We start from the raw sequence: 20,500 nt of genomic DNA on the forward strand, positions 1-20,500 counted from the left end.
GGGTTCAGAACGTCGTGAGACAGTTCGGTCCCTATCCGTCGCGGGCGTAGGAAATTTGAGAGGAGCTGTCCTTAGTACGAGAGGACCGGGATGGACGCACCGCTGGTGTACCAGTTGTTCCGCCAGGAGCACAGCTGGGTAGCTATGTGCGGAAGGGATAAGCGCTGAAAGCATCTAAGCGTGAAGCCCCCCTCAAGATGAGATTTCCCATCGCGTCAAGCGAGTAAGATCCCTTGAAGATGACAAGGTTGATAGGTCCGAGGTGGAAGCGTGGCGACACGTGTAGCTGACGGATACTAATCGATCGAGGACTTAACTAAGCACACAAGAAAAGCAAGGACGTTAGTTCGAAGCTAGACAGCAAGAAAAGCTGAGACCTGTTATCTAGTTTTGAAGGAATAAAAAAGCTTGACAACAAAAAATATTCCGTTATAATAACATTTGTCTAAAGCATTATTGCTCGGTGACGATGGCGGAGAGGTCACACCCGTTCCCATCCCGAACACGGAAGTTAAGCTCTCCAGCGCCGATGGTAGTTGGCGGGACACCGCCTGCGAGAGTAGGACGTTGCCGGGCGAGATTAGTGATGGAGGATTAGCTCAGCTGGGAGAGCACTTGCCTTACAAGCAAGGGGTCGGCGGTTCGATCCCGTCATCCTCCACCATAGATGAATTTGTGTGTATTTTATCATCGCGGGGTGGAGCAGCCAGGTAGCTCGTCGGGCTCATAACCCGAAGGTCGCAGGTTCAAATCCTGCCCCCGCAACCAAAATGGTCCCGTAGTGTAGTGGTTAACATGCCTGCCTGTCACGCAGGAGATCGCGGGTTCGAGTCCCGTCGGGACCGCCACTATATGACTCGGTAGCTCAGTCGGTAGAGCACGACCGAGTAAGCTTCTTTGGGAAACTGCAGCGTCCGCTCGAGCCTCTGCTTGATTAATCATACTGAGAGCGGGACGAAGGACGTGTTGTTTCAAACTCATTAATAAAGGTAAGGGAATTACTTAAACGGCTCGGTAGCTCAGTCGGTAGAGCAAAGGACTGAAAATCCTTGTGTCGGCGGTTCGATTCCGTCCCGAGCCACCATGTTAAATGATGCCGGCTTAGCTCAATTGGTAGAGCAACTGACTTGTAATCAGTAGGTTGCGGGTTCAAGTCCTGCAGCCGGCACCAGCTTGTGTGAAGAGCCATTAGCTCAGCAGGTAGAGCATCTGACTTTTAATCAGAGGGTCGGAGGTTCGAGTCCTCCATGGCTCACCATTATGCGGGTGTGGCGGAATTGGCAGACGCACCAGACTTAGGATCTGGCGCCTCTGGCGTGGGGGTTCAAGTCCCTCCACCCGCATTGTGCGGAAGTAGTTCAGTGGTAGAACACCACCTTGCCAAGGTGGGGGTCGCGGGTTCGAGTCCCGTCTTCCGCTCCAATATGCCTATGCCGGGGTGGCGGAATTGGCAGACGCACAGGACTTAAAATCCTGCGGTAGGTGACTACCGTGCCGGTTCGAGTCCGGCCCTCGGCACTTTACATGCGCCCGTAGCTCAATTGGATAGAGCATCTGACTACGGATCAGAAGGTTAGGGGTTCGAATCCTCTCGGGCGCGCCATGTCGGGAAGTAGCTCAGCTTGGTAGAGCACATGGTTTGGGACCATGGGGTCGCAGGTTCGAATCCTGTCTTCCCGACCAGTAGTAAGGGGCCTTAGCTCAGCTGGGAGAGCGCCTGCTTTGCACGCAGGAGGTCATCGGTTCGATCCCGATAGGCTCCACCATCTATGTTACGATAATGGCGGCGTAGCTCAGCTGGCTAGAGCGTACGGTTCATACCCGTAAGGTCGGGGGTTCGATTCCCTCCGCCGCTACTAGCTTAGGACCTTTAGCTCAGCTGGTTAGAGCAGACGGCTCATAACCGTCCGGTCGTAGGTTCGAGTCCTACAAGGTCCACCATGTTTATATTACACGGAGGAGTACCCAAGTCTGGCTGAAGGGGTCGGTCTTGAAAACCGAGAGGCGTCGAAAGGCGCGCGGGGGTTCGAATCCCTCCTCCTCCGCCATCACTTTCGTTTGCTTATATTGTGCCGGCTTAGCTCAATTGGTAGAGCAACTGACTTGTAATCAGTAGGTTGCGGGTTCAAGTCCTGCAGCCGGCATCATTGTGGCGGCTATGGCGAAGTGGTTAACGCACCAGATTGTGGCTCTGGCATTCGTGGGTTCGATTCCCACTAGTCGCCCCATAACATCACATTTTACTTCATTATGCGGGTGTAGTTTAGTGGTAAAACCTCAGCCACGAGCGACGCTTCGTCGAGTAAACTACGAGTTGCCTCGACGCATCCATCATCTTTGAATATGCTAGTAGAGGAAGAGGCATGACTGAGCGAGATGAATGTTGTTGCTTATTATAAAATTCGACGTGCGGGTGTAGTTTAGTGGTAAAACCTCAGCCTTCCAAGCTGATGTCGTGGGTTCGATTCCCATCACCCGCTTACGTGGGCCTATAGCTCAGCTGGTTAGAGCGCACGCCTGATAAGCGTGAGGTCGGTGGTTCAAGTCCACTTAGGCCCATTTGTATTTCTAAATGTTATGTTTTTATTCCGCAGTAGCTCAGTGACGAGCGATGCTTCGTCGATTAAGCTTCGAGTTGCCTCGACGCATCCATCATCGTGGAGTATGCGAGTAGAGGAAGAGGCAGAGGCAGTAAAGTTACGCAACATGTTGATGAAGCACAAATGATTAACTTTAACGGATCATTCCGCAGTAGCTCAGTGGTAGAGCACTCGGCTGTTAACCGAGCGGTCGTAGGTTCGAATCCTACCTGCGGAGCCATTTGGAGAAGTACCCAAGTGGCTGAAGGGGACGGTTTGCTAAACCGTTAGGTCGCTTTTTGCGGCGCGCGGGTTCAAATCCCGCCTTCTCCGCCATTGCCACATATGGCCCGTTGGTCAAGTGGTTAAGACACCGCCCTTTCACGGCGGTAACACGGGTTCGAATCCCGTACGGGTCACTAATAAAAGTAGGGCTAACCTTGCAAGGTTAGCCCTACTTTTTTGTATTAGATGCATCGTTTTTCTAAACAAACTGACTTTAAAAGTCCGCTAAGTTATCCTCATTTTCGTACGGTTCACTCACGTCATTTCTCTTTTCTAAAAACTTTTTTCCATACTCGCCATGTTGATGAATAGATGGATGTTCCACCTGAACAGTTACATGAGAGAGATTGTATTTTTCCTTTAGCAGTTCATTAATAGCTAAAATGATGCAAAATGGCTGGATGCATTCGTTGATAAGAACATGCGCTGTTAAAGAATAATGATCGGTTGAAATGGCCCAAATATGCAGTTCATGTACATCTTCAACCCCTTCAACAGCGAGAATATCGGTGCGAATACGCTCGATGTCAAATTGAGGGGGCACGGCATCCATTAAAATAAAATATGATTCACGAACAATTTTTGCACCGCCTATAAAAATAATAGTACCAATCACGATGCTAATAAGCGGATCGAACATATATAGCCCTGTAAAGTAAATGAGTATGGCTGAAATAATGACACCGATGGAACTTAATAAATCACCAATGAAATGCCATAATGCGCTTTTTACATTTAAATTTTCTTCTTCCTTTATGCTCCTACTTAAGACGATGGTTAATATGAGATTAACGACAAAACCGATCGTTGCGATCGTTAACATGAGTGAAAACTGAATGTTTTCAGGATGAATAAAACGACGAATCCCTTCAATGAAAATCCCAATAGCAATAATCATGAGTGCTAGGCCATTCAAAAATGACGCAATAATTTCAAAACGTAAATAGCCAAACGTAAATCTTTCATTGGGTGGACGGGAAGCTAAGTAAATCGCAATCATGCTTAAGCTTAATGCAATGACATCAGAAGCCATATGTGCTGAGTCTGACAACAAGGCGAGGGAGTTGGATAAAATGCCTCCAATGATCTCCACAATCGTGAAAAAAGTTGTTAATATCAATGTCGTCCAAAGCGCCTTTTTTGACGCAGTTTGTGCTTTCATATGTGGCAAGTGATGATAATCGTACATTATGCATTCCCCTTATTTAAATTTAATATTAAAAAATATAAATAATAATTACTATAAACTATTTTATATAATTATCATTTGCTACTCAAGTGATAATTATATGAACGTTCATATTGATTTTCATTTCGTCACATTTTTTATGTGATTTGTTGAACAATGTCGAAAAATATCTTAATTTTCTTACAGGAATTTTATATAGCCTTGTGTAATATATTCAGTACGTAATTGTTTTTGAACATTTTATTTCAGAAAGGGTGAGAAGGCGCTTGTTAACGATGAGTCCAACTGATTTGCAGATGCATTTATTCCATGAAGGAACATTTTATCAAAGTTATCAATTATTTGGCGCGCATTTAGTGAAACAAGATGGAACAATTGTCACTCGTTTTTGTGTATGGGCTCCACATGCTAAAGAAATTCGGCTTGTTGGAACGTTTAACAACTGGAACGGGGAACAACATAAATTAACAAAAATAAATGAACAAGGAGTATGGATGATTGTTGTCCATGAAAATTTAGAAGGGCATCTATATAAATACGAAATTATAACAAGAGATGGACGCACCTTTCTTAAAGCTGACCCATACGCGTTTTATGCAGAAGAACGCCCCAATACTGCCTCTATTGTATATGAATTAGATGGATATAAATGGAATGATCAGGCGTGGCAAAGGAAGAAAAAACGTAAACGGGTTTATGACCAACCTATGTTTATTTATGAAGTTCACTTTGGTACATGGAAAAAGAAAGATGATGGGCAGTTTTATACATATAGGGAGATGGCAGATGAGTTAATTCCTTATGTTGTTGAACATGGATTTACTCATATCGAGTTGTTACCACTTATTGAGCATCCGCTCGATCGCTCGTGGGGATATCAAGGAACAGGTTATTATGCTGCAACAAGTCGGTATGGAACGCCACACGATTTGATGTATTTCATCGATCGGTGCCATCAAGAAGGAATTGGTGTCATTTTAGATTGGGTTCCTGGACATTTTTGTAAAGATGCACACGGATTGTATATGTTTGATGGTGAACCGACGTATGAATATGTGAATATGCAAGATCGCGAAAATATTGTTTGGGGAACGGCGAATTTTGACCTAGGAAAATCGGAAGTGCATAGTTTCTTAATTTCAAACGCTCTGTTTTGGCTGCAGTATTATCATATTGACGGTTTTCGTGTCGATGCTGTTGCGAACATGCTTTATTGGCCGAACAGCGATGTGCTGCATCCAAATCCATATGCGATTTCATTTTTAAAAAAGCTGAATGAAGTTGTATTTGCTTTTGAGCCAAGCGTGTTAATGATTGCAGAAGATTCAACTGATTGGCCGAAAGTAACAGCGCCGACGTATGATGGCGGGTTAGGATTTAACTATAAATGGAATATGGGCTGGATGAACGACGTGTTAAGTTATATGGAAACGGGCATGAGTGAACGAAAACATATGCATCACAAAATGACATTTTCTCTACTTTATGCTTATACGGAAAACTTTATTTTACCTTTATCTCATGACGAAGTAGTACATGGAAAAAAATCGTTGTTGAATAAGATGCCCGGCGATTATTGGGATAAATTCGCCCAACTTCGCTTGCTTTACGGCTATTTTATGACTCATCCAGGAAAAAAACTATTATTTATGGGTGGAGAGTTCGGGCAGTTTGATGAGTGGAAAGATTTAGAACAACTCGACTGGGTGCTATTTGATTTTGATATGCATCGAAAAATGAATGATTACGTGAAATCCCTCACGTATTTTTATAAAAAACAAAAGGCACTATATGAATATGATCATGATCCAAATGGGTTTGAATGGATTGATGTGAACAACGCTGAACAAAGTATTTTTTCTTTTATTCGGCGCGGAAAAAAAGAGGAAGATACGCTAATTGTTGTTTGTAACTTCACAAATGTTGTATATGACAATTACAAAATTGGTGTGTCATTTCTGACATCATATCGGGAAGTATTCAACAGCGATGATGTGATGTACGGTGGTGCGGGACATATAAACAAAAAGCCACTTAAGGCATGTGAAGAACCATATCACGGAAAGCCGTACCACATTCGAATGACGATTCCGCCGTATGCTATCACTATTTTACGGCCAACTAGAAAAAGAGAAGGGAAGGAAAGCTATGGTACGAAAAAAGTGCGTCGCTATGCTGCTCGCAGGGGGACAGGGAAGTAGGTTAAGTTCATTAACAAAAAATTTAGCTAAGCCCGCTGTGCCGTTTGGGGGAAAGTATCGCATTATTGATTTTACATTAAGTAATTGCGCCAATTCCGGTATTGATACAGTTGGCGTGCTGACTCAATATCAACCGCTAGAGTTAAATACGTATATTGGAATTGGTAGTGCATGGGATTTGGATCGGAAACATGGAGGGGTGGCCGTTCTTCCACCGTATGCAGAATCTTCTGAAATGCGGTGGTATAAAGGAACGGCAAACGCGATTTATCAAAATCTAAACTATTTAGAGCAATACGATCCGGAGTATGTGCTCATTCTTTCAGGTGACCATATTTATAAAATGAACTATGCGCATATGCTACAATACCATATCGAGAAAAAGGCAGATGTGACGATTTCTGTTATTGAAGTGCCATGGGAAGAAGCGAGTCGTTTTGGCATTATGAACACAAATGAGGAGATGGAAATTGTTGAGTTTGAAGAAAAGCCAGCTCATCCGAAAAATAATTTAGCCTCCATGGGCATTTATATTTTTAAATGGTCTGTTTTAAAAGAATATTTGGAAATGGACAATCGCAACGATCGTTCGAGTCATGATTTTGGCAAGGATATTATCCCTTTACTTATCGATGAAAAAAAGCGACTTGTTGCCTATCCATTTAAAGGATATTGGAAAGATGTCGGTACAGTAAAGAGTTTATGGGAAGCAAATATGGATTTACTCGAAGATACCCCGGCATTAAACTTATTCGATCATACGTGGCGCATTTATTCTGTCAATCCGAATGAGCCACCGCAATATATTGCTCCATATGCGCAAGTAAAAGAATCTTTAGTGAATGAAGGATGCATTGTTGAAGGGCATGTAGAGCATTCTGTATTGTTCCAAGGGGTGCACATTGCACAAGGTGCAACGGTAAAAGATTGCGTTGTTATGCCCAATGCGGTTATTGGGAAAAATGTATACATTGAAAAAGCGATTGTTCCACCGAACATAGAAATTCCAGACGGAACTTCCATTTATGCTAGTTCATCTGAAGGGGAAGTCATTCTTGTAACAGAGGGGCTTTTGGGACATTTTTCAGAGAGAGAGGATGAAAAGCTGTGGGAAAATTAATGCTTGGGGTCATTGATGCTACAACATATAAGAAGGAAATGAACGATTTAACGCTCCAGCGTTCGATTGCGGCTGTCCCGTTTGCTGGGCGTTACCGATTAATCGATTTTGTTTTGTCGAATATGGTAAACTCAGGTATTGAAAGTGTCGCTATTTTTCCAAAGTATCAATACCGCTCGTTAATGGATCATCTTGGTTCGGGGAAAAATTGGGATTTGAACCGAAAACGTGATGGATTATTTTTTTTTCCTTCGCCTGATCTTCCGATTTCCCATATAGGCTCGTTTCAACATTTTCAACAACATATTGACTACTTTTTGAGAAGCACGCAAAAATACGCTCTCATTTGCAATAGCTATACAGTGTGTAACATTGATTATGAAGAAGTGTTAAAGCGTCATATTACCAACCATTGCGACATTACCCGCATATGTCATCGTGGTCAATCACTTGATATGTTTATTTTAGAAACATCATTGTTGCTTGATTTAATTGCAAATCAACAAAACAATCGCTACCAAAGTATTGTCGACGTCGTCAATGATGAAACGAACGGATTAACGGTATGCGACTATGAATATAATGGGTACGTTGCGGTCATTGATAGCATCGAGCGTTATTTTCATCATAGTTTGGAGCTTCTTCAACCAGATGTGTGGAAACAATTGTTTTTAAAAGGGAGACCTATTTATACGAAAGTAAAAGATGAGCCACCGACAAAGTATACATCGCACGCTTGCGTTCGTAATGCGATGATTGCGAACGGATGCATCATTGAAGGAAAGATTGAAAATAGCATTATTTCGAGGGCAGTTAAAATCGGAAAAGGAACCGTTGTCCAAAATAGTGTCGTCATGCAAAAAAGTCAAATTGGAGAAAATTGTTACCTCGAGTATGTCATCATAGATAAAGATGCTCGTATTGGCGATGGCGTTCAATTGATCGGGACGCCGAAGCAGCCAATCGTCATTCGAAAAGGGACAATACAAGGAGCGCTGATGAAATCGTGAAAGTGTTATTTGTTGTATCAGAATGTGTACCATTTGTGAAAACAGGCGGTTTAGCCGATGTTGCTGGTGCGCTACCAAAAGAGCTGAAAAAGCTCGGAACCGATGTGCGTGTCATGTTGCCGAAATATGGATTGATTCCGCAACATATGCGTCAAAAAATGAAAAAAATAGCTGAACTCGTTGTTCGCGTTGGCTGGAGAAGGCAATATTGTGGAATTGAACAGTTAGAACATGAAGGAATCACATACTATTTCGTCGACAACGAATATTATTTTAAACGCGATTCATTGTATGGGCATTACGATGATGGCGAGCGTTTTTCATATTTTTGCCGGGCCGTTCTGGACTGTCTTCCGGTCATCGACTTTCAGCCAAATGTCATTCATTGTCATGATTGGCATACAGGAATGATCCCGTTTTTGTTGCGTGAAGAATATATGAGAAATTCATTTTACGCACAGATGAAAACGGTATTTACAATTCATAATTTGCAGTTCCAAGGCATTTTTCCACGCGAAATTTTGGGGGACTTGCTAAATTTAAGCGACCGCTATTTTTCAATTGAACATTTAGAGTTTTACGGACATGTCAGTTTTATGAAAGGGGCGCTCGTCTCCGCACATCTGATCACTACTGTTAGTCCGACGTATAAAGAAGAGATTCAAACACCGTATTACGGTGAGCGGCTTGACGGACTGTTGCGTGCGCGAAGCTCACATTTAGTTGGTATTTTAAATGGGATTGATGATGAAATATATAATCCGAAAAAGGATCCATATATTGCAGTGCCATATGATGTGACGACGATTGCGCGAAAAAGCATAAATAAACGGGCGCTTCAACAACATTTTTCGTTACCGTCAGAGGAAGATGTTCCGGTAATTGCGATCGTTTCGAGATTAACAAAGCAAAAAGGGTTGGATTTGGTCAAATGTGTATTTCATGAAATCATTGCTGAACACGTGCAAATGATTATTCTCGGAACAGGAGAGTGGGAATTTGAACATTTCTTTCACGAAATGGCAATGACGTATCCGGATCGTGTGCGGGTATATATCGGCTTCTCGGAGCAGCTTGCCCATCAAATTTATGCCGGTGCTGATATGTTTTTAATGCCATCTCAGTTTGAGCCGTGCGGTCTTGGGCAGCTCATTGCGATGCGTTACGGGGCCGTGCCGATCGTCCGAGAAACAGGTGGATTAAACGATACGGTGCAGTCATTTAACGAATTCACGAAAGAAGGAACAGGTTTTACGTTTAAAAACTTTAACGCCCATGACATGTTATATACGATTCAACGAGCTCGTTCATTTTATGAACAAAAAGAAATATGGGAAAAAATTGTAGAGCAGGCGATGAGTCGCGACTACAGTTGGGCCAAATCAGCATTTAAATACAATCAACTATACGACGAACTAATGGCTGGGAGTGGCATCTATGTTCACGAATAAAGAAGAGTTTAAACAGACATTTTTAAAACGATTAGAAATGATGTACGGAAAACGTTTTTGGGAGTCAACCGTTCTTGATCAATACAATACGTTAGGTCATATGATTCGAGAGTATATTAGCAAACATTGGATTCAGACGAACGAACGATACCGTGCTGAGCATAAAAAGCAAGTATATTATTTATCGATTGAATTTTTGTTGGGACGGTTGCTAGGAAGTAATTTAATGAATCTTGGCATACGAGATGTTGTCGAAGAAGGGTTGAAAGAACTAGGGATTGAATTGAGCCACATTGAAGAAGTCGAAATCGATGCGGGACTAGGAAATGGAGGGCTCGGGCGCCTAGCTGCTTGTTTTTTAGACTCGCTTGCTTCGCTTGACTTGCCCGGGCATGGTCAAGGTATTCGATATAAGCATGGGTTGTTTGATCAAAAAATTGTAAATGGTTATCAAGTCGAACTCCCGGAACAATGGTTGCGTCATGGAAACGTTTGGGAAGTGAAAAAAGAGGATTTAGCGGTAGAGGTCAATTTTTGGGGGAAAGTGGAATGCTACGAACAAAACGGTCGGTTAACGTTTCGACATTATGATACGGAAAAAGTGATGGCCGTCCCTTACGATATGCCTGTTATCGGATATGATACGACGACTGTAAATACGTTGCGACTATGGAGTGCCGAGCCTGCCAAATTTCCGCTTCATAAGCATGTGATGCAGTATAAAAGGGAAACGGAAGCAATTTCTGAATTTTTATACCCTGATGACACGAATGATGAAGGGAAAATTTTAAGACTAAAACAACAATATTTTCTTGTTGCTGCAAGTATCGGGAGCATTGTACGTGATTATCGTCAGCGGTACGGACATTTACATCATTTCCATCGCCACGTAGCTATTCATGTGAATGACACGCATCCTGTATTAGCGATTCCAGAACTTATGCGCATCTTGCTAGATGAGGAAGGAATGGGATGGGACGAAGCGTGGCATATTACGACGAATACGATTTCTTATACGAATCATACAACATTATCTGAAGCGTTAGAAAAATGGCCAATCTACATTTTTCAACCACTTTTGCCAAGAATTTATATGATTGTGCAAGAAATTAACGAACGGTTTTGTCGTGATTTATGGAATCGATATCCTGGTGATTGGAAAAGGATTGAGGAGATGGCCATCATTGCTCACGGATTAGTGAAGATGGCTCATTTAGCAATTGTAGGAAGTTATAGTGTAAATGGGGTCGCGAAAATCCACTCTGAAATTTTAAAGCATCGCGAAATGAAATGGTTTTATGAGTATTTTCCAGAAAAATTTAATAATAAAACGAACGGTATTACACATCGACGTTGGCTATTAAAAGCGAATGATCAGCTTTCCACACTCATTAGCGAAGCCATTGGAACGGAATGGATAAAACAACCAGATCAGCTCATTCAACTAAAAAAGTATACAACGGATCGCTCGTTTCAAGAGCAATTGGCAAAAGTGAAGCACTTCCATAAACAACAATTAGCAACATATATTCAAGAAAAAACAGGGGTTATTGTGGATGATTCGTCGATTTTTGATGTGCAAGTGAAGCGGCTGCATGCATATAAACGGCAGTTGTTAAATGTGTTGCATATTATGCATTTATATAATCGTCTAAAAGAAGATGAGCATTTTGACATGCATCCGCGCACGTTCATTTTTGGCGCAAAAGCATCACCAGGATATCATTATGCGAAACGAATCATTAAGTTAATTAATTCCGTGGCGCAAAAAGTGAATGGTGATGAGCAAATTAACGGGCGATTAAAAGTCATTTTTTTAGAAAATTACCGTGTTTCGTTAGCAGAAAAGATTTTTCCAGCTGCTGATGTGAGCGAACAAATTTCGACAGCTAGTAAAGAAGCATCTGGAACGGGAAATATGAAATTCATGATGAACGGAGCGATTACGATTGGAACACTTGACGGGGCAAATATTGAAATTTTGGAGCGTGTCGGTCATGATAATATGTTTATTTTTGGGTTAACCGCGGAAGAAGTGTGGCATTATTATGTAAATGGCGGTTATCATTCGTATGAATATTATCATCATGATCAGCGCATTCATCAAGTGGTCAACCAACTTGTGAATGGCTTTTTCCCTGATGCATACGACCATTTTGAACCGATTTACGATTCGTTGCTCGCCCATAATGATCAATATTTTGTTTTGCGCGATTTTGCATCGTATGCTGATGCGCAACAGCGGGTTGGGACAACGTATGAAAATCGCAATAAATGGCTAGAAATGAGCGTCGTAAACATCGCTTGTTCGGGATATTTTTCAAGCGACCGAACCATTGAAGAATATGCTCACGACATTTGGCGCATTCACTAGCAAAAAGGGATTGTGGCATTAGCCCACAACTTTCCGAAAGTAGCCGGCATCCGTCAGCTACTTTCATTAAACATCGAGAAAATATAAAAGCAAGTGGAGAGAAACGAATTGTTTTTCTCCACTTGCTTCATTTTAGGGACTTATCGGACAGTCCTTTTTTAAGAAGTATAAGGATCTTTCTCATAAGCAGGAAGATCACCGAGCGGGGACATAAGCTGTTCATCATCAAGCATTTGTTCGTATTGCTCGTGGACGATATTTGGATAAATGGTAATACCTGTTCCGTAAAGGTCTGTTGCTGCAAATGTTTCAAATGGCTCTACGTATCCAATTTGTTCCCCTGCGTCGATATACATTCGATCATAATGTTCCGCATCTTCTTGCACGTCGGAAGGTGTATCGGACGTACCGAAGCGAGCAACCTTTTGCCAGCTATCTTCGGCATCAAATGTTTCTGCGTCTTCATGAACGACAAATTCGCCGAATGGGGGAGACAGCACGCTTTCTTCAATGGGACGCTGTTGTGAAACGGCTTGATCGGTGCTATGTTCTTTACAAAACGTCGTTGTTGGAATGGCTTCAAGACGCTCCAATGGAATTGGTTTTCCACATACTTCACAAATTCCATATGTCCCTTCTTCCATCGCTTGTAATGCGCGCTCGATATCGTGAAGTTCTCGTTCCGTATGCTCGTTTAATGCGAGATCTTTTTCCCGCTCATACAGCTCTGTTCCGCTATCTGCGGGATGGTTATCGTAATTCGATAACTCCCCAACGGAATCATGGGCAGACGTTTTTGTGAGCCCGAAATGGTCGTTTTGCTTTAGTCGCTGTTCGATTTGTTGTTTTTCTTGCAATAACCGTTTACGCAAAGCGGCTACATGATGCAATATCATCCCTCCTTAACGTTTCGCTACGTATAGTATTTACTAAAAAGAAAAAACCATAGCGCGAAGGCTATAGTTTTTTTAGCTAGCTATTGTATCCAGTAATGAATGAATAGACCGACGACAAGTAAAAAGCCGAATTGTGTATTTGTTTGAGCTGTTGCTTTCATGGCTGGCATCATTTCGATTGGTTTTGTTTTTCCAACAAATCCTTTCGTCGCTTGCCACGCCTTTGGTACGCTGAAAAATACGAGCAACGTCCATGGAGAGATGGTTTTGCTAAAAACAAGCGATGCGATCCATAAAAACGATGCAATAAACATGCTACCTAATAGCCAAATGGCGCGTTGTCTTCCAAGCAAAATAGCTAATGTTTTCCGACCGCTTTTTTTATCCCCATCTAAGTCGCGAATGTTATTGGCTAACAAGATGGCTCCGACTAAAATAGAGATAGGGACGGAGACAAGCATAGGCGTCGTTGTAATCGTGCCTGTTTGAATAAAAAATGAAATTAAAATAATAGTAAATCCCATAAAGAAGCCTGCCGCTAACTCTCCAAACGGCGTATAAGCAATTGGAACAGGTCCCCCCGTATAAAAATATCCAGCAGCCATGCAAACCGTGCCGATGACAGCTAGCCACCAACTGCTATTGGCGCAAATGTAAACGCCGAGTAGCATAGCGATCGCAAAGAAAGACCAAGCGAGCAATAAAACAGTTTTTGGTGAAATGCCATCGCGAACAATAGCTCCACCGATCCCGACAGATTCGGGTGTATCGAGCCCTCTTTTATAATCGTAATATTCATTAAACATATTTGTTGCAGCTTGGATAAATAATGAGGCAACGAGCATGGCAATGAATAAAGGGAAGTGAATTGGTGCTTCATCTACGGCAAGCACCGTACCAATGGAAACAGGAACGAACGCCGCAGTCAGCGTATGTGGTCGCAATAGGCGCCACCAAACGCGCCAGTCTCGTTTATAGCGAACAGTTCCGATATTTGAACGTACTGGTGTTGGCATACCCTTCTTCTCCTTTAAGTAAAATGTCGTTCACAATAAGTTTAGGGAAGAGGGGAAAATGTGTCAATGTCTTGACAACATAAATTGTTTCCTATCTCTAAAAAACAATATTATAATGGAAAAGGGATAAAAAGTTTAAGTATAGGCGTGATACAAGGTGGTTACTTTATATCAAAGCAAAGTTATTGACCAAGTGCGTGATGCGTTAAACAAAAAAAGGCATATGGCTAGTGTCGCTGTAAAAATAGAACAAATCGACCCACTCACCTTTTTTGAAGCTGGCGCAAAGTTATTCCACGGTCAGCGTTTTTACTGGTCAGATTGTTTGCGTGAACAAACGTTTGTTGGGCTTGGACATGCGTACGTCATAAAAAGCGAAGACAAGACGAGTGAGCGGTTTCGTGAAGTGGAATATGCATGGAAACAAATGGTGGAAGGCGCTTTCATTCAAGGTGAAGGACCGCTTATGTTTGGGGGATTTGCTTTTGATCCGATGAAGCGATCAGCTGAACATTGGGATAACTTCCCTTCTGCTCAGTTTGTTGTGCCTACATTTTTGTTGACGAAGAAACAAGATGAAACGTGGCTTACAGTTAACGTCGTTCATGAATCCCTTGAACAAATCGAGCATATGATAGATTCGTTATTTGCACAGCACGAGGAAGGGGAATGGGGCGGCTCGTACGTTGTAAAAAAAGAGGAAGTCGCGCGCGATCATTGGCTTCATGCTGTTCATCATGCAACGCGTCTCATTCAGCATGGAGTCATTGAAAAAGTTGTTTTAGCTCGTGAACTGTTTCTTTCCTTTTCTGAGCGGCTAAACTATGCTCATGTGTTGCGCTCGTTGCGCGAACAACAGCCGATGAGCTATATTTTCGCATTTGAAAACGGATTAGCTTGCTTCATCGGGGCATCACCGGAACAGCTTGTTAAAAAGAACGAAGATATATGTGAAACAGCTTGTTTAGCAGGGTCTATCCGTCGTGGGCATACGATAAAGGAAGATGAAGAGCTTGGTCGATGGTTGTTAAGAGATGAAAAAAATCGTCACGAGCATGCGTTTGTAGTCGATATGATTGAACGTGCGATGAACGAAGTATGTGCGGAAGTCATCGTTCCGAGTGAGCCGGTTCTCTTAAAAATGCGACATATTCAACATTTGTACACACCTGTTCGTGCGAAAGTTCACGATGACGTTTCTATTTTTTCTCTTGTTGAACGACTACATCCGACACCAGCGCTCGGAGGATTCCCAAAAGAAAAGGCAGTGCAAACGATTCGGGAGATTGAGCCGCTCGATCGCGGATGGTATGCTGCTCCAATTGGTTGGGTTGATGCTAAAGGAAATGGAGAGTTTGCGGTGGCGATTCGATCGGCATTACTTCATGATCATGAAGCCCATTTATTTGCTGGATGTGGTATTGTTGCTCACTCTAATCCGCGTAGCGAGTACGAGGAAACGAATGTAAAGTTTAAGCCGATGTTATTAGCGTTGGAGGGGAAATGAAGATGAATGACATGACGGTATACGTTGCAGCGTTTGTTGAGCAATTAGCTCATATGGGGATACAGCAAGTTGTAGTTAGTCCAGGTTCCCGTTCTACCCCTCTTGCGATGATTATGGCAGAACATCCAGCTTTAAATATTCACGTCCATATTGACGAGCGTTCTGCTGCCTTTTTCGCATTAGGCATCGCGAAAGTTTCTGGGAAGCCAGTCGCTCTCGTTTGCACATCTGGAACGGCAGTAGCCAATTATTACCCAGCAATCGTTGAGGCATATTATGCCCGTGTTCCGCTTGTCGTTATTACAGCTGATCGGCCTCATGAACTGCGCGATGTCGGAGCGCCACAGGCGATTGATCAACTGCATATGTACGGTTCGTATGTAAAATGGTTCGTTGATATGGCTCTTCCAGAAGGGAGTGAGCAGATGATTCGCTATGCGGAAATGGTAGCTGCCCGTGCAGTATGTGTTGCATCATCTGTTCCGAAAGGCCCGGTTCACATTAATGTTCCGCTACGCGAACCGCTCGTTCCTAAAATCAACGAACCATTATTTTCGTCATCTTCTTCCGCTCGTGCTGTCTACAAAGGAAGTAAGCATCTGAGCGAAGACATGATCGATGAATTGTATGAACAACTGCACAATGTCGAAAAAGGGGTAATTGTATGTGGAGATTTGCATGTAGAAGGGTTTTCTGAAGCGGTTGTTCAGCTAGCTGAAGCATTGCAATATCCTATTTTAGCTGATCCGCTCTCTTCCTTGCGAACAGGTGTACATGAAAAGCGGTTCATTATTGAATCGTATGATGCGATGTTAAAATGTGAATCGTTTATGAAACGGTTCGCTCCAGATGTAGTGATTCGTTTCGGAGCAATGCCTGTATCTAAATCGCTTTACATTTGGTTACAACATCATAAACAAACGAAACAAATTGTCGTCGATGAAGCAGCACAGTGGCGAGATCCGACATTATCACTTCATACGCTTGTTGAGGCAAATGAAGTGCAATTTTGTTATCAATTAGCTGAACGTGCTTCTACTGCGAACCGTTCGTCACAATGGGTCAATGAATGGAAAAAAATGAATGAACAAGCGAAGCGAATATTGTTGCAAGCAAAAGAAGAAGAGGATATGTTCGAAGGAAAAGTGTTTATTGAATTATGTGAACTATTGCCTGATGGGGCGACTCTTTTCGTCGGAAACAGCATGCCGATTCGCGATGCGGATACATTTTTTATGTCATCGAATAAACGAATTCGCTTATTAGCCAATCGTGGGGCGAACGGAATTGATGGGGTTGTATCGAGCGCTCTCGGGGCAAGCTATGTTGCCCAACCGCTTGTGCTAGTCATTGGAGACTTGTCGTTTTATCACGATGTAAATGGTTTACTTGCGGCTAAATTACAAAAGCTACATGCGACAATCATCGTATTAAACAATAACGGTGGAGGCATTTTCTCCTTTTTGCCACAGGCGAATGAACGAAAGCATTTTGAACGGTTATTTGGAACGCCGACGCATTTATCATTTCACCATGTTGTCGACATGTATGACGGGCATTATGAAAAGGTAGAGACGTGGGAACATTTCCGTCAAGCGTTAACAAATGCATTTTCCCGTGAGACGTTAAATGTCATTGAAGTCCCTTCTTCACGCGAATATAATGTCAAAATCCATCAAAAATTGTGGAAAGATGTTTCCCAGGAAATGTGCAACTTGTTGAATAAAGGGGAATGGGCATGAAGTTTGTCATTCATGGGCAAACGTATTATGTAGAAATGTACGGAAGCGGGCAGCCGCTCTTATTGCTGCACGGCTTTACAGGTAGCTGTCGCACGTGGCATCCGTTTGTTGAAACATGGGGCGAGCATATGCAATGCATAGCGATCGACATCGTTGGTCATGGACGGACAGATGCCCCTTCTTCTGTCGAGCGATATCATATTGAAACGGTCGCGAAACATATTGCTACATTGCTTGAGCAATTGGAAATAAAAAAAGCTCACGTCTTAGGCTATTCCATGGGTGGGAGGCTTGCGCTAACGTTTGCGGTTCGTTATCCGCATCTTGTTCAAACATTAATATTGGAAAGCAGCTCTCCGGGATTAAAGACGGAAAAGGAGAGAATAAAACGGCGCGAAGAAGATGAGCGATTAGCACAGTTTATTGAACAACATGGGGTGGCGTCGTTTGTTGAGCGATGGGAAAACATCCCGTTGTTTTCTTCGCTTCAACGTCTTCCATTAGATGTACAACAACAATTGCGTGAAGAACGTCTGCAGCATCAAGCGATCGGGTTAGCGAACAGTTTACGTGGCATGGGAACAGGAGCCCAACCTTCTTGGTGGGACACGTTGCACCAATTGACAATGCCAACATTGTTGATTTGTGGAGAAAATGATGAAAAGTTTTGTCGAATCGCGTCAGAAATGGTACAATTATTACCAAACGGAACGCTCATTACCGTTCCGCATGCTGGGCATGTTGTGCATATTGAACAGCGTGAACGGTTTTGTACACTTGTTCAACAATTTGTGTTAAGAGGAGGCTTGTTGCATGGCGATTGAATGGGTAAAAGAGAGGGAATATGAAGATATTTTATATGAAACGTATAACGGCATTGCGAAAATTACAATTAATCGCCCAGAAGTACATAATGCGTTTCGCCCGAAAACGGTCATGGAGTTAATTGATGCATTTGCTTATGCCCGTGACGACTCGAATATTGGTGTGATTATTTTGACGGGAGCAGGTGGCAAAGCGTTTTGCTCTGGCGGTGATCAAAAAGTGCGTGGGCATGGGGGATATGTCGGCGACGATCAAATTCCACGCTTAAACGTGTTGGACTTGCAACGTTTAATTCGCGTTATTCCAAAACCAGTCATTGCGATGGTCGCTGGTTATGCAATTGGTGGAGGTCATGTGCTACATGTCGTGTGTGACTTAACGATTGCAGCAGATAACGCGATCTTCGGACAAACAGGGCCGAAAGTTGGCAGCTTTGATGGCGGGTATGGAGCTGGTTATTTAGCACGTATTGTCGGCCATAAAAAAGCGCGTGAAATTTGGTATTTATGCCGCCAATACAATGCTCAAGAGGCGTTGGAAATGGGATTAGTCAACAAAGTTGTTCCGCTTGAGCAACTTGAAGAAGAAACGGTGAAATGGGCGGAGGAAATTTTAGAAAAAAGCCCGACAGCGATTCGTTTCTTAAAGGCGGCATTTAATGCCGATACAGATGGACTTGCAGGTATTCAACAACTTGCAGGAGATGCAACGCTACTTTACTACACGACAGATGAAGCAAAAGAAGGACGCGATGCATTTAAAGAAAAGCGGAAACCGGACTTTAAACAATTCCCACGTTTTCCGTAAACACGACAGCAGCTTGATGTGTGCGCATCAAGCTGTTTTTTTGAAGGAGTTGTTACGATAGATGATTCCAAATTGGTTGCTTCAACGTGCACATATCACGCCGAATCGCATAGCACTACATGATGAAACAGAAGCGGTTTCATTTGTGGAACTTCATGAACGAGCGGTAAAACGGGCGCGGCAACTCGCGTATCTCGGTGTAAAAAAAGGCGACGTTGTAGCTGTTTTAATGAAAAATAGTGTGCATATGGTCGAAATTATTCACGCTATTCAATATATTGGCGCTATTGCTTTATTGCAAAATGTTCGGTTGTCAGTCGAGGAAGTAAGGTGGCAACTTGAACATAGTGGAGCCCGTTTCGTTGTTTGTGATGAATCGTTTCCTGATGAACGAGCGGTCACATGGAATGAGTTTGTTCATATGAATGAACGAGATGGACAATGGCAAACGATGTACAATTTTGAAGATGTAGCAACGATTATGTATACATCAGGAACGACAGGGAAGCCGAAAGGTGTCATGCAGACGTATGGGAATCATTGGTGGAGTGCGATCGGTTCTGCCCTTAACCTCGGATTGCGTGAAGATGATTGCTGGCTTGCAGCAGTTCCTTTTTTTCATGTTAGCGGTTTATCCATTTTAATGCGTAGCGTGATTTATGGAATTGGAGTGTACATCATGTCTTCGTTTGATGCGAAGCGCGCGAACGAACTCATTGCTCAACGGAACATAACGATCATGTCTGCTGTGAGTACAATGGTGCAACAAATGGTTAAGGAATTGAAACAGCCGTATCCTTCGTCTTTTCGTTGCATGCTCGTTGGTGGCGGTCCAGTGCCGGCGCCTTTATTGCAAAGGTGTGATCGCTTGAATATACCTGTATATCAAACGTACGGAATGACGGAGACAGCTTCACAAGTTGCTACATTATCCCCGGAGGCGCGCCATAAACATGGTTCAGCAGGAAAGCCGCTTTTTCATATGAACATTCGGATTGAAAAAGATGGGGAAATCATGCATGCAAATGAAGCGGGAGAAATTGTTGTCAAAGGCCCGAGCGTGATGAAAGGATATTGGCGAAACGAGCAGGCGACGGCCGCTGTTTTAAAAGACGGTTGGTTATATACCGGGGACATCGGATATATTGATGAAGAAGGATTTTTATATGTGCTCGATCGTCGCTCGGACTTAATTATTTCCGGTGGTGAAAACGTATATCCAGCTGAAATTGAATCCGTACTTTTGCAACATGAAGTTGTCAAAGAAGCGGGAGTGGTCGGTGTAGCAGATGAAACATGGGGACAAGTGCCATATGCGTTCGTTGTGTTAAATGATGAACACATAACAGAAGAGCAATTAAAGCAATTTTGTATGAATAAACTCGCAAAATATAAAGTGCCAAAACGAATTCAAGTTGTTGACCATTTGCCGCGCAACGCTGCGAACAAGCTGATGCGTCATGAGCTAAAAAAGTGGGTGAAACAATAAAGGAGGCAA

13 protein-coding genes, 22 tRNA genes and 2 rRNA genes are annotated in these 20,500 nt (G+C 42.9%); 34 read left to right on the top strand and 3 right to left on the bottom strand.

Annotation, left to right across the window (positions count from 1 at the left end):
• From K1I44_RS02115 to K1I44_RS02230, 24 genes are all read left to right on the top strand, one after another.
• Nucleotides 1-320, top strand: a 23S ribosomal RNA gene (locus tag K1I44_RS02115); the annotation flags it as partial.
• Nucleotides 321-459: 139 nt separating this feature from the next.
• Nucleotides 460-576 (top strand): 5S ribosomal RNA (gene rrf / locus K1I44_RS02120).
• A 12-nt stretch (nucleotides 577-588) separates the two neighbouring features.
• Nucleotides 589-664: transfer RNA gene (locus K1I44_RS02125), tRNA-Val, on the top strand.
• 27 nt (nucleotides 665-691) lie between these two features.
• Nucleotides 692-768 (top strand) — tRNA-Met (locus K1I44_RS02130).
• A gap of 4 nt (nucleotides 769-772) precedes the next feature.
• A tRNA-Asp gene (locus tag K1I44_RS02135) sits at nucleotides 773-848 on the top strand.
• 160 nt (nucleotides 849-1,008) lie between these two features.
• Nucleotides 1,009-1,084, top strand: a tRNA-Phe gene (locus tag K1I44_RS02140).
• An 11-nt stretch (nucleotides 1,085-1,095) separates the two neighbouring features.
• A tRNA-Thr gene (locus K1I44_RS02145) sits at nucleotides 1,096-1,171 on the top strand.
• Nucleotides 1,172-1,182: 11 nt separating this feature from the next.
• Nucleotides 1,183-1,258 (top strand) — tRNA-Lys (locus K1I44_RS02150).
• Nucleotides 1,259-1,262: 4 nt separating this feature from the next.
• Nucleotides 1,263-1,343: transfer RNA gene (locus K1I44_RS02155), tRNA-Leu, on the top strand.
• Nucleotides 1,344-1,347: 4 nt separating this feature from the next.
• Nucleotides 1,348-1,422, top strand: a tRNA-Gly gene (locus K1I44_RS02160).
• Nucleotides 1,423-1,432: 10 nt separating this feature from the next.
• A tRNA-Leu gene (locus tag K1I44_RS02165) sits at nucleotides 1,433-1,518 on the top strand.
• An 8-nt stretch (nucleotides 1,519-1,526) separates the two neighbouring features.
• Nucleotides 1,527-1,603, top strand: a tRNA-Arg gene (locus K1I44_RS02170).
• 3 nt (nucleotides 1,604-1,606) lie between these two features.
• A tRNA-Pro gene (locus tag K1I44_RS02175) sits at nucleotides 1,607-1,683 on the top strand.
• A gap of 7 nt (nucleotides 1,684-1,690) precedes the next feature.
• A tRNA-Ala gene (locus K1I44_RS02180) sits at nucleotides 1,691-1,766 on the top strand.
• 16 nt (nucleotides 1,767-1,782) lie between these two features.
• Nucleotides 1,783-1,856, top strand: a tRNA-Met gene (locus K1I44_RS02185).
• An 8-nt stretch (nucleotides 1,857-1,864) separates the two neighbouring features.
• Nucleotides 1,865-1,941: transfer RNA gene (locus K1I44_RS02190), tRNA-Ile, on the top strand.
• A gap of 14 nt (nucleotides 1,942-1,955) precedes the next feature.
• Nucleotides 1,956-2,048: transfer RNA gene (locus K1I44_RS02195), tRNA-Ser, on the top strand.
• Between the two features lie 23 nt (nucleotides 2,049-2,071).
• Nucleotides 2,072-2,144: transfer RNA gene (locus K1I44_RS02200), tRNA-Thr, on the top strand.
• 8 nt (nucleotides 2,145-2,152) lie between these two features.
• Nucleotides 2,153-2,228: transfer RNA gene (locus K1I44_RS02205), tRNA-His, on the top strand.
• A gap of 181 nt (nucleotides 2,229-2,409) precedes the next feature.
• A tRNA-Gly gene (locus K1I44_RS02210) sits at nucleotides 2,410-2,480 on the top strand.
• Between the two features lie 5 nt (nucleotides 2,481-2,485).
• Nucleotides 2,486-2,559: transfer RNA gene (locus tag K1I44_RS02215), tRNA-Ile, on the top strand.
• Between the two features lie 186 nt (nucleotides 2,560-2,745).
• Nucleotides 2,746-2,820 (top strand) — tRNA-Asn (locus K1I44_RS02220).
• Nucleotides 2,821-2,823: 3 nt separating this feature from the next.
• A tRNA-Ser gene (locus K1I44_RS02225) sits at nucleotides 2,824-2,915 on the top strand.
• A gap of 11 nt (nucleotides 2,916-2,926) precedes the next feature.
• A tRNA-Glu gene (locus K1I44_RS02230) sits at nucleotides 2,927-2,998 on the top strand.
• A gap of 80 nt (nucleotides 2,999-3,078) precedes the next feature.
• Here K1I44_RS02230 and K1I44_RS02235 read toward each other — a convergent pair.
• Entirely contained in the window at nucleotides 3,079-4,053 is a 975-nt protein-coding gene (locus K1I44_RS02235) for a cation diffusion facilitator family transporter (protein WP_003397725.1), read from the bottom strand.
• Nucleotides 4,054-4,328: 275 nt separating this feature from the next.
• Between K1I44_RS02235 and glgB the strand changes: the two genes are divergently transcribed.
• From glgB to K1I44_RS02260, 5 genes are read left to right on the top strand one after another with little or no spacing between them, the layout of a single operon-like run.
• Nucleotides 4,329-6,254, top strand: coding sequence for a 1,4-alpha-glucan branching enzyme (gene glgB / locus K1I44_RS02240; RefSeq protein ID WP_219985128.1), 1,926 nt, complete (start codon nucleotides 4,329-4,331; stop codon nucleotides 6,252-6,254).
• Nucleotides 6,202-7,374, top strand: coding sequence for a glucose-1-phosphate adenylyltransferase (locus K1I44_RS02245; protein WP_003397727.1), 1,173 nt, complete (start codon nucleotides 6,202-6,204; stop codon nucleotides 7,372-7,374). The genes glgB and K1I44_RS02245 overlap by 53 nt, the downstream gene beginning before the upstream one ends.
• The gene (locus K1I44_RS02250; RefSeq protein WP_003397728.1) at nucleotides 7,362-8,384 is read left to right on the top strand and encodes a GlgC family sugar phosphate nucleotidyltransferase; all 1,023 of its coding nucleotides are present in this window, start codon (nucleotides 7,362-7,364) and stop codon (nucleotides 8,382-8,384) included. Before K1I44_RS02245 ends, K1I44_RS02250 begins: the two co-directional genes overlap by 13 nt.
• Nucleotides 8,381-9,835, top strand: a complete 1,455-nt coding sequence (glgA, locus tag K1I44_RS02255; RefSeq protein ID WP_219985129.1) for a glycogen synthase GlgA — start codon at nucleotides 8,381-8,383, stop codon at nucleotides 9,833-9,835. Before K1I44_RS02250 ends, glgA begins: the two co-directional genes overlap by 4 nt.
• Nucleotides 9,822-12,209 (top strand): glycogen/starch/alpha-glucan phosphorylase, encoded by a 2,388-nt coding sequence (locus K1I44_RS02260; protein ID WP_219985130.1) that lies wholly within the window; start codon nucleotides 9,822-9,824, stop codon nucleotides 12,207-12,209. Before glgA ends, K1I44_RS02260 begins: the two co-directional genes overlap by 14 nt.
• Before the next feature lie 158 nt (nucleotides 12,210-12,367).
• Here K1I44_RS02260 and K1I44_RS02265 read toward each other — a convergent pair whose 3' ends face one another.
• Complete coding sequence (locus tag K1I44_RS02265) at nucleotides 12,368-13,105, bottom strand: yteA family sporulation protein (protein ID WP_035045125.1); 738 nt, start codon at nucleotides 13,103-13,105, stop codon at nucleotides 12,368-12,370.
• A gap of 80 nt (nucleotides 13,106-13,185) precedes the next feature.
• Nucleotides 13,186-14,121, bottom strand: coding sequence for a 1,4-dihydroxy-2-naphthoate polyprenyltransferase (locus K1I44_RS02270; RefSeq protein ID WP_219985131.1), 936 nt, complete (start codon nucleotides 14,119-14,121; stop codon nucleotides 13,186-13,188).
• A gap of 157 nt (nucleotides 14,122-14,278) precedes the next feature.
• Here K1I44_RS02270 and K1I44_RS02275 point away from each other — a divergent pair, with 157 nt between their 5' ends.
• The 5 genes from K1I44_RS02275 (at nucleotide 14,279) to K1I44_RS02295 (ending at nucleotide 20,491) form a co-directional block, all read left to right on the top strand.
• Complete coding sequence (locus K1I44_RS02275; protein ID WP_219985132.1) at nucleotides 14,279-15,628, top strand: isochorismate synthase; 1,350 nt, start codon at nucleotides 14,279-14,281, stop codon at nucleotides 15,626-15,628.
• A 2-nt stretch (nucleotides 15,629-15,630) separates the two neighbouring features.
• Nucleotides 15,631-17,370: a 2-succinyl-5-enolpyruvyl-6-hydroxy-3-cyclohexene-1-carboxylic-acid synthase gene (gene menD, locus K1I44_RS02280; protein ID WP_219985133.1), complete on the top strand. Its 1,740-nt coding sequence runs from the start codon at nucleotides 15,631-15,633 to the stop codon at nucleotides 17,368-17,370.
• Nucleotides 17,367-18,194: a 2-succinyl-6-hydroxy-2,4-cyclohexadiene-1-carboxylate synthase gene (gene menH / locus K1I44_RS02285; protein ID WP_219985134.1), complete on the top strand. Its 828-nt coding sequence runs from the start codon at nucleotides 17,367-17,369 to the stop codon at nucleotides 18,192-18,194. Before menD ends, menH begins: the two co-directional genes overlap by 4 nt.
• Nucleotides 18,184-19,002, top strand: coding sequence for a 1,4-dihydroxy-2-naphthoyl-CoA synthase (gene menB, locus K1I44_RS02290; protein ID WP_003397737.1), 819 nt, complete (start codon nucleotides 18,184-18,186; stop codon nucleotides 19,000-19,002). The genes menH and menB overlap by 11 nt, the downstream gene beginning before the upstream one ends.
• A 61-nt stretch (nucleotides 19,003-19,063) precedes the next feature.
• On the top strand, nucleotides 19,064-20,491 hold the full coding sequence (locus K1I44_RS02295; protein ID WP_219985135.1) for an o-succinylbenzoate--CoA ligase: 1,428 nt from the start codon (nucleotides 19,064-19,066) through the stop codon (nucleotides 20,489-20,491).
• The last annotated feature ends 9 nt before the right edge of the window (nucleotides 20,492-20,500 follow it).

Source organism: Anoxybacillus sp. ST4 (assembly GCF_019448545.1).
GTDB lineage: Bacteria > Bacillota > Bacilli > Bacillales > Anoxybacillaceae > Anoxybacillus > Anoxybacillus pushchinoensis.

Excerpts from the sequence above, each read along its gene's own strand:
- K1I44_RS02235 (WP_003397725.1), bottom strand. The coding sequence starts at position 4,053 with ATGTACGATTATCATCACTTGCCACATATGAAAGCACAAACTGCGTCA.
- glgB (WP_219985128.1), top strand. The coding sequence starts at position 4,329 with ATGAGTCCAACTGATTTGCAGATGCATTTATTCCATGAAGGAACATTT.
- K1I44_RS02245 (WP_003397727.1), top strand. The coding sequence starts at position 6,202 with ATGGTACGAAAAAAGTGCGTCGCTATGCTGCTCGCAGGGGGACAGGGA.
- K1I44_RS02260 (WP_219985130.1), top strand. The coding sequence starts at position 9,822 with ATGTTCACGAATAAAGAAGAGTTTAAACAGACATTTTTAAAACGATTA.
- K1I44_RS02265 (WP_035045125.1), bottom strand. The coding sequence starts at position 13,105 with ATGATATTGCATCATGTAGCCGCTTTGCGTAAACGGTTATTGCAAGAA.
- K1I44_RS02270 (WP_219985131.1), bottom strand. The coding sequence starts at position 14,121 with ATGCCAACACCAGTACGTTCAAATATCGGAACTGTTCGCTATAAACGA.
- menD (WP_219985133.1), top strand. The coding sequence starts at position 15,631 with ATGAATGACATGACGGTATACGTTGCAGCGTTTGTTGAGCAATTAGCT.
- menH (WP_219985134.1), top strand. The coding sequence starts at position 17,367 with ATGAAGTTTGTCATTCATGGGCAAACGTATTATGTAGAAATGTACGGA.
- menB (WP_003397737.1), top strand. The coding sequence starts at position 18,184 with ATGGCGATTGAATGGGTAAAAGAGAGGGAATATGAAGATATTTTATAT.
- K1I44_RS02295 (WP_219985135.1), top strand. The coding sequence starts at position 19,064 with ATGATTCCAAATTGGTTGCTTCAACGTGCACATATCACGCCGAATCGC.